Below are 7,043 nucleotides of genomic sequence, written 5' to 3' on the forward strand. Positions count from 1 at the left end.
CGCACCGCCGCGGCCGCCGTCTTGGCGCTGGCCGCCGGAGCGGGCAGGGTGCTTTCCGGTCTCGCCCAGGTCTTCGAGCTTCTCGGCGTCGATGCCGGCGAGCTTGCGCTGGCTGCGCGGAAGCCTGCCCTTGGTGCCTTCGGGAATGTTCAGGTCGGTGAACAGGTGCGGTGAGGAGGAGTAGGTCTCCTGGGGTTCCGGCACGTCCAGGCCGAGGGCCTTGTTGATCAGGCCCCAGCGCGGGACGTCGTCCCAGTCCACGAAGGTGACGGCGGTGCCCTTGTTACCGGCGCGGCCGGTCCGGCCCACCCGGTGCAGGTAGGCCTTCTCGTCTTCGGGGCACTGGAAGTTGATCACGTGGGTGACGTCTTCCACGTCGATGCCGCGGGCGGCGACGTCGGTCGCGACCAGCACGTCCACCTTGTTGTTGCGGAACGCGCGCAGCGCCTGTTCGCGGGCGCCCTGGCCGAGGTCGCCGTGGATGGCGCCGGCGGCGAACCCGCGGTCGATCAGCTCCTCGGACAGCTTGGCGGCCGTGCGCTTGGTCTTGGTGAAGATGATGGTCCGGCCGCGGCCCTCGGCCTGCAGGATGCGGGCCACCACCTCGTCCTTGTCCAGGTTGTGTGCGCGGTAGACAACCTGGCGGATGTCCTTCTTGGTGATGCCTTCGTCGTCCGGGTCTGCGGCGCGGATGTGCGTCGGCTGCGTCATGTACCGCCGGGCCATGGCGATGACCGGTCCGGGCATGGTGGCGGAGAAGAGCATGGTCTGGCGTACGGCCGGGGTCGCGGCCAGCAGCGTCTCGACGTCCGGCAGGAAGCCCAGGTCCAGCATCTCGTCGGCTTCGTCCAAAACCACGATGCGGACGTTCTTCAGGCTCAGGTGCTTCTGGCGGTGCAGGTCGATCAGACGGCCGGGGGTGCCGACCACGACCTCGACGCCCTTCTGCAGCAGCTCGATCTGGGGCTCGTAGGCGCGGCCGCCGTAGATGACGGCGACGCGGGCGTTGCGCTGCTTGGAGGCGGTCATCAGGTCGTTGCCGACCTGCACGGCCAGTTCGCGCGTCGGCGCAACGATCAGGGCCTGCGGCGCACCGGGCACCGGAAGCTTGTCGAAGCCGTCGTCGTCCGGTCCCACCACCCGCTGCAGCGCGGGGATGCCGAAGCCCAGGGTCTTGCCCGTACCGGTCTTGGCCTGGCCGATGATGTCGTGGCCGCCGAGGGCCACCGGCAGGGTCATGGACTGGATCGGGAAGGGGTGGGTGATGCCGGCGTCGAAAAGCGACCGCACGATGTCCGCGCGGACGTTGAAGTCGGCGAAGGTCTGCTTGGGCAGTTCGTGGGGGCGTTCGTCGGAGGCCAGCACGGCCTCGACGACCAGTTCTTCGGCGCTGTTGTCAGCGTGGATGAGCTGTTCGCCAGCCACCTGTATATTTTCAGTGTTCAATTACATACCGTTCATTCAGGCGCCGACGCCGGCGGTGCTCAACGGTCCCGCAGGTGCTGCGGGAGCGGAACAAGGCGGAAGCGTGGCGCAACCAGTGGAAGCCGATCGCGGGCTAACAACTGCTTTCCCGGCCGGCCAACGAGGCAGCCAAGGAGGTTTAAGATCGCGTAGGGACGGATCTGTTGATGGATTCACTTCACTCAATCAACGACCGGGCATCCAGTACTACACGGTTAAGTCTACCGGTCGTTGGCAAACCGGCCCCCGCGCCGCACCGTGCGGGCACTTAACCGTCGGCCAGTTCAAAGTGCAGGCGCCGTTCCCCGATGTCCGCCGTGGTCAAGCGAACGCGCACCGTGGCCCCAGCCTCCAAGATTCCCGAGCACCGTGCGGTGACCGGCGGGTCGCTGAGCTGGACCACGCCGTACGGCTCCTGGCCGCCGTTGCCTTTGCCCCTGCCGGCCACCAGGACCTTCCCGTTGCCGTTGCCGTTCCCGCTCCCGCTGCGGCCGCCGGCGCCGTTTCCGTTTCCGTTGCCCGGGTACCGGGTGCCGGTGATCACGACGGCGTCGAATTCTTCCCCGACGCGGTGGCTCAGCAGCGCCGTTTCAACGGCGTCCAGGGCGGCGCGGTCCACCCGCCCCGCCAGCTGGTCGGAAGCCGCCATCAGCTTGGGCAGTTCCTCCAGCGCGTCCTGGGCCCACTGCGGGACGGGTTCGCCGGCGCACAGGGCATGGCAGATCACCAGCACGAAACGGTCCACCAGCCGCCGCAGGGGAGCCGTGGCGTGCGCATAGGGTGCGGCAATGGCGGCCTGCTGCCGTTCGGGCGGGAGCTCGCCGACGAACGGCGTGTAGCCGGCACCGCGGAAGAGGGCGGTGGCCCCGTGCATCAGGGCCAGCTGCTTGGGATCGGTGGTGTCCAGGCTGCGCAGATAGTCGCCGTAGGCCATCTCGTGCGGCCACGGGAACCCCAACGCCTCGGTCTGCCGGCGGTACTGGGCCTCGGCGTCCGCGTCCGGTCCCGGCATGGTGCGCAGTATCCCGATCCGGCCTGCCAGCATGATCTCGGCCGCGGCCATCCCGGTCATCAGCGATATCTGGGCGTTCCAATCCTCCACCGGCAACGGCGGCCTGGTGACAATGAAGTAGTGCCGGCCGTCATGGGCGATCTCCTGGTCGGGGACATTCAAGCTCGCCCCGCCGCGCTCGCGTTCGAGCTCCACCCGCTTGCTGCCCACTTCCTTTAGCAGCAGCAGGGTGGGCGCCGCATCGCCCGAATCGATGTCCTGCTGCACCTGCTCGTAGTTCAGCTTGGCCCGGCTCCGCACCCTGGCGCGTTCCAGGGTGGCCGCGGTGACGCGCGCGGCGGCGTCGAGCTCGAATCGCCACACATAGGCCGACCGCAGTTGGTCCGCCAGCAGCGACCCGGCCTGTTCGCCGATGACGTCGGGATGCAGCGGGATCCGTCCGTCCGGGGCGTAGATGGTCTGGCCCCGCCGCCGGGTTTCGGCATCCAGTTCGCCGCCGGCCTCCACGAAGGAGGGGACGTCGGCGATCGCGTACCAGACCGTGTAACCGCCGTCGGTGGACTCGATGTACAGGGCCTGGTCCAAGTCGGTGGACGCGGGCGGATCGATGGTTACGAATTCCAGTGCGGTCAGATCGGTCTCCGGCAGCCGATGGGCGGCCACGGCGGCCCGGGCCTCCGCGAGTGCGCCCGCGTCGAACTCCTGCGGCAGGTCGAACTCTGTCCGCAGGTCTTTCAGCACCCGTGCCAGCAGATGCTGGGACTCGTTGACCTTCGGGTCCAAATGCGGGTACGGCACACGGTTAGCCTAACGGCAGCCGCGTCGAAATGGGACGCTACCCTTGGATTCATGAGCACCGTGAGCACCGTTCCCGCAGCGCCCGGCGAGGATTCCGGCCGCCGCCGGCAATTCCTGATCGATCTGTACGGCGTGATGGCCTACGGCGAGCTGTCCGCCTTCGAGCGGTTTTCCTCCGACGCACGCTTTTCGCCCACCCTGCATGACCGGGCCGCCGTCGGCCGGCTCGCGGTGACCGAGTTTGAACATTTCGAGGCCGTGGCCGCGCAGCTGGAGCAACTCGGCGTGGACGTGGAGACGGCCATGGCCCCGTTCCAGCCCTCCATCGATGCCTTCCACGACCGGACGCGCCCGGCCGACTGGTACGAGTCCCTGATGAAGGCCTACGTCACCGACGGCGTGCTGGGGGACTTCTACCTGCACATCGCCGGAGCCCTCGACAGCGAGACGCAGAAGCTGGTTGCCCGGATCAAGGAGAACACCGAGCAGATCTCCATGATCGCGGCCCGGCTGCAGCAGGTGCTGGCCGACGATCCGCGGCTGGCCTCGCGGCTGGCGCTGTGGGGGCGCAGGCTGGTGGGGGAGGCCTTGACCCAGGCCCAGCGGATCGGGATTGAGCGCGCCGTGCTCAGCGAGCTGATGCGGGGGCAGGATCCCGACCGGCAGGCACAGGCCACCGGAGAGTTGTTTGCCCGGCTGACCCAAAACCATTCGCGCCGAATGAATGACCTGGGCCTGACGGCGTGAGTGCAGGCCTTCAACGGGGTTGGCTTCACCGGTAGGCTGGCGGCACAGGCGGCCGCAAGCCGCGGCAGCCGGGCCGCGCGGCAGACCGCCGCGCAACCGGGAGGGCATCGTGGGACGTGCGAAAGACGTACTCGACAGTGAGGAAATAGACCGGCAGCTGCGCGGGTTGCCGCAGTGGCGCTACGCGGACGGAGCGCTGGTCAGCGCGTTCAAGCTGGACAATGGGCGCGAGGCCCTGAACTTCATTGCCGCCGTGGGCGACCTGGCTGAGGAGCAGCGGCACCACCCGGACCTGGACTGGCGGTACAACAAGGTCTTGTTGCGCTTCACGTCGCATGACGCCGATTCGGCAGTCACTACCCGTGACGTGTCCGCGGCGGCAGCGGTGAGCGTGCTGGCGCGGAAGCTTGGCGCGGACGCGGACCCGGACGGCTATCCCGGCTAGCTTTCCTGCCCGGCCGGCTTCGTTCAGCCCAGCAGGGCGGTCAGCCGTTCGGTATCCCGCTGCACGCGGCGGCGTCCGATCCACCAGGCACCGGCCCACGCGGCCGGAACGGAAACGGCCATCGGCAGCAGCCAGGACAGGAAGTGCACGCCCGGTTCGGAGCCGAGGCCGGCGGCCATGAGGACGAACCAGAGCAGCACCGCCGCCGCCACCGCGATCCCGGGCAGCAGCAGCACCCCGTAGGCGTGGCGCCGCCGGTCCACCGCCCAGGCGGTGAAGCCGACGGCGGCGGCGACGAGCACCAGCAGGACCAGTGCGACCATGGGTGGTTAGAGAGCGCCGAATCCGACGGGGCGCGGCCCCTCGGCGCCGATCTCGACGTAGGCCAGGACATTGGACGGGATGATGACCAGGCGTCCCTTGGCGTCGGTCAGGCGCAGCTCGGCGCCGCCGTTCATGGCGCGGCTCGCGATCTCGGCCACCTCGTCCGGCGACTGCGACGAATCGAGCACGATTTCACGGCCGACGTTCTGCATGCCGATCTTCACTTCCACGCTGATGCCTCCTGGTAATGCTGTAAGCCGGGTGGGTTCCCTACTGGCGAATCTATCCTAGGGTTCCTTCGGGAAGCGTGAAATTCCGCGCCAAGCTAAACGGTAGATCAGTTCGCTCGCGGCGTCCTGGTCCAGTTCCCCGCCTGAGCGCAGCCAGTGCCGGGCACTGATCTGCGCCATGCCGGCCAGGGCCCGGCCCAGCAGTGTGGCCTCGACCGCCGAGAGCTTGGTGTCCTCGGCGATGACTCCGGCGATGGCGCTGGCCAGCCGCGCATTGAAGTCCTCCAAGCGGCCGCTCACGTCGGGGTCGTTGTTCAGGTCGGATTCGAAGACCAGCCGGTGCGCCTGGCTGTCCTGGGCGATGAACTGGTAGTAGGCCCGGATGGTGGCGTGCACGCGGAGTTTGTTGTCCGTCGTCGAGTTCAGCGCAGCCATCAGCATCGCGTTCAGCGATTCCAGGTGGTGATCCAGCAGGGCCAGATAGAGCTCCCGCTTGCCGGGGAAGTGCTGGTAGAGCACCGGCTTGCTCACGTTCGCTGCGTCGGCGATCTCGTCCATCGCCGCCGCATGGTAGCCATTGACCACGAAGACCTCGTGTGCCGCCTGCAGCAGCTGGCGCCGTCGTTCCTCCCGCGGCAGTCGGGTGGGCTTGGCGGCTGAGCGGGGTTCTGTCGTCACGGTAGTACACGGCCTCTTCCGGCGCTGCGGTCAGGAAAACTTACAGCGCCACGGTGCAGTAAGTGTCAGTCCCGACCAGTCTACGCACCAGCAACCGGCTGGGGCGTAGATTGGAAGAATGAGCACCTTGGAGACCCGGCGGCTGCCGCCGCTCGTGGAACCGGCAGCGTCCCTCAGCAAGGCCGAGACCGAGCGGTATTCGCGGCACCTGATCATCCCCGAAGTCGGCATGGCCGGCCAGCTGAGGCTGAAGAACGCCAGGGTGCTGGTGATCGGCGCCGGCGGCCTCGGATCGCCGGCCATGCTGTACCTGGCCGCTGCGGGGGTGGGCCGGATCGGGATCGTGGACGACGACGCGGTGGAAGCGAGCAACCTGCAGCGCCAGGTCATCCATGGCGTGGCGGACCTGGGGCGCAGCAAGGCGGCCTCGGCGCGGGACAGCATCCTGGCGCTGAACCCCGGAGTGGATGTGGTGCTGCACGAGGTCCGGCTGGACACCGGCAACGTCCTGGAAATTTTCGCCGGCTACGACGTCATCCTGGACGGCACCGACAACTTCGCCACCCGGTATCTGGTCAATGACGCCGCCGCGCTGCTGGGCAAGCCCTACGTGTGGGGATCCATCCTGCGGTTCGACGGGCAGGTCAGTGTCTTCTGGGACGCCCACGGGCCGAACTACCGCGATCTCTATCCGGAGGCGCCGCCGCCCGGTTCGGTGCCGTCCTGCGCCGAGGGCGGTGTGCTCGGCGTCCTGTGCGCACAGATCGGCTCCGTGATGGTCAACGAGGCGATCAAGCTGATCACCGGCATCGGGCAGACGCTGTTGGGCCGGGTCCTGGTCTTCAATGCCCTCCAGATGAGCTGGCGGGAGCTGAAGGTGCGCAAGGATCCGGACGCCGATCCGATCACCGGGCTGGCCGACTACGAGGCGTTTTGCGGGGTCGCGCCGCCGCGCCGGGTCGATGCCGACCACGCCGTCGACGCCCGCACCCTGTCCCGGATGCTGGCCGACCGCGATGCCGGCGGGGGCGACTTCGAGCTGATCGACGTCCGCGAACCGGGCGAATACGAAGTGGTGAACATCCCAGGCGCCGTCCTGCTTCCGAAGGGACGCATCCTGTCCGGCGAGGCCCTGGAGGACCTGCCCCGGGACAGAGACCTGGTTTTCCACTGCAAATCGGGCGCGCGCTCGGCCGAAGTCCTGCAGAGCCTGCTGGCTCGGGGCTACACCCGGGTATCCCACCTCGACGGTGGAATCCTGGCGTGGGTCAGGGACGTGGAGCCCTCGAAGCCGGTGTACTAAGGGTCACCCTGGCGCCGGTCGCGGCCGCCTGCAGGCGGCCGC

The 7,043-nt window shown here is 68.3% G+C and carries 8 protein-coding genes; 3 read left to right on the plus strand and 5 right to left on the minus strand.

The genetic code is table 11. The annotated features are described in order from the left end of the window. The coding region (locus tag AC5RUJ_RS08320; protein ID WP_494155754.1) for a DEAD/DEAH box helicase at window positions 1–1,407 on the minus strand (1,407 nt) is incomplete at its 3' end. 325 nt (window positions 1,408–1,732) lie between these two features. Further along, window positions 1,733–3,274 carry an RNB domain-containing ribonuclease gene (locus AC5RUJ_RS08325; protein ID WP_494129013.1) on the minus strand — a complete coding sequence of 514 codons (1,542 nt, stop codon included), beginning with the start codon at window positions 3,272–3,274 and terminating at the stop codon, window positions 1,733–1,735. A gap of 51 nt (window positions 3,275–3,325) precedes the next feature. On the opposite strand from AC5RUJ_RS08325, the gene AC5RUJ_RS08330 reads away from it, so the two are divergent. Both AC5RUJ_RS08330 and AC5RUJ_RS08335 read left to right on the plus strand, forming a co-directional pair. Continuing rightward, window positions 3,326–4,021 carry a ferritin-like fold-containing protein gene (locus AC5RUJ_RS08330; protein ID WP_494012558.1) on the plus strand — a complete coding sequence of 232 codons (696 nt, stop codon included), beginning with the start codon at window positions 3,326–3,328 and terminating at the stop codon, window positions 4,019–4,021. A 109-nt stretch (window positions 4,022–4,130) separates the two neighbouring features. Beyond that, a complete protein-coding gene (locus AC5RUJ_RS08335) occupies window positions 4,131–4,466 on the plus strand; it encodes a 4a-hydroxytetrahydrobiopterin dehydratase (protein ID WP_494000276.1) in 336 nt (111 codons plus the stop codon). Window positions 4,467–4,489: 23 nt separating this feature from the next. On the opposite strand, the gene AC5RUJ_RS08340 is transcribed toward AC5RUJ_RS08335, so the two are convergent. The 3 genes from AC5RUJ_RS08340 to AC5RUJ_RS08350 are packed head-to-tail and all read right to left on the minus strand — an operon-like array spanning window position 4,490 to window position 5,698. Then, window positions 4,490–4,789 carry a hypothetical protein gene (locus AC5RUJ_RS08340; RefSeq protein WP_494000275.1) on the minus strand — a complete coding sequence of 100 codons (300 nt, stop codon included), beginning with the start codon at window positions 4,787–4,789 and terminating at the stop codon, window positions 4,490–4,492. 6 nt (window positions 4,790–4,795) lie between these two features. Further along, window positions 4,796–5,020 (minus strand): DUF3107 domain-containing protein, encoded by a 225-nt coding sequence (locus tag AC5RUJ_RS08345; RefSeq protein ID WP_136784705.1) that lies wholly within the window; start codon window positions 5,018–5,020, stop codon window positions 4,796–4,798. A 57-nt stretch (window positions 5,021–5,077) separates the two neighbouring features. Beyond that, complete coding sequence (locus AC5RUJ_RS08350) at window positions 5,078–5,698, minus strand: TetR/AcrR family transcriptional regulator (protein WP_494000274.1); 621 nt, start codon at window positions 5,696–5,698, stop codon at window positions 5,078–5,080. 118 nt (window positions 5,699–5,816) lie between these two features. Between AC5RUJ_RS08350 and moeB the strand changes: the two genes are divergently transcribed. Continuing rightward, window positions 5,817–7,001 (plus strand): molybdopterin-synthase adenylyltransferase MoeB, encoded by a 1,185-nt coding sequence (gene moeB / locus AC5RUJ_RS08355; protein ID WP_494129014.1) that lies wholly within the window; start codon window positions 5,817–5,819, stop codon window positions 6,999–7,001. Window positions 7,002–7,043: the final 42 nt, after the last annotated feature.

This window comes from Arthrobacter sp. Y3223164 (genome assembly GCF_059091005.1).

Bases quoted from the DNA above. Each gene is read 5' to 3' on its own strand.
- AC5RUJ_RS08330 (WP_494012558.1), top strand. From the start codon at position 3,326: ATGAGCACCGTGAGCACCGTTCCCGCAGCGCCCGGCGAGGATTCCGGC.
- AC5RUJ_RS08340 (WP_494000275.1), bottom strand. From the start codon at position 4,789: ATGGTCGCACTGGTCCTGCTGGTGCTCGTCGCCGCCGCCGTCGGCTTC.
- moeB (WP_494129014.1), top strand. From the start codon at position 5,817: ATGAGCACCTTGGAGACCCGGCGGCTGCCGCCGCTCGTGGAACCGGCA.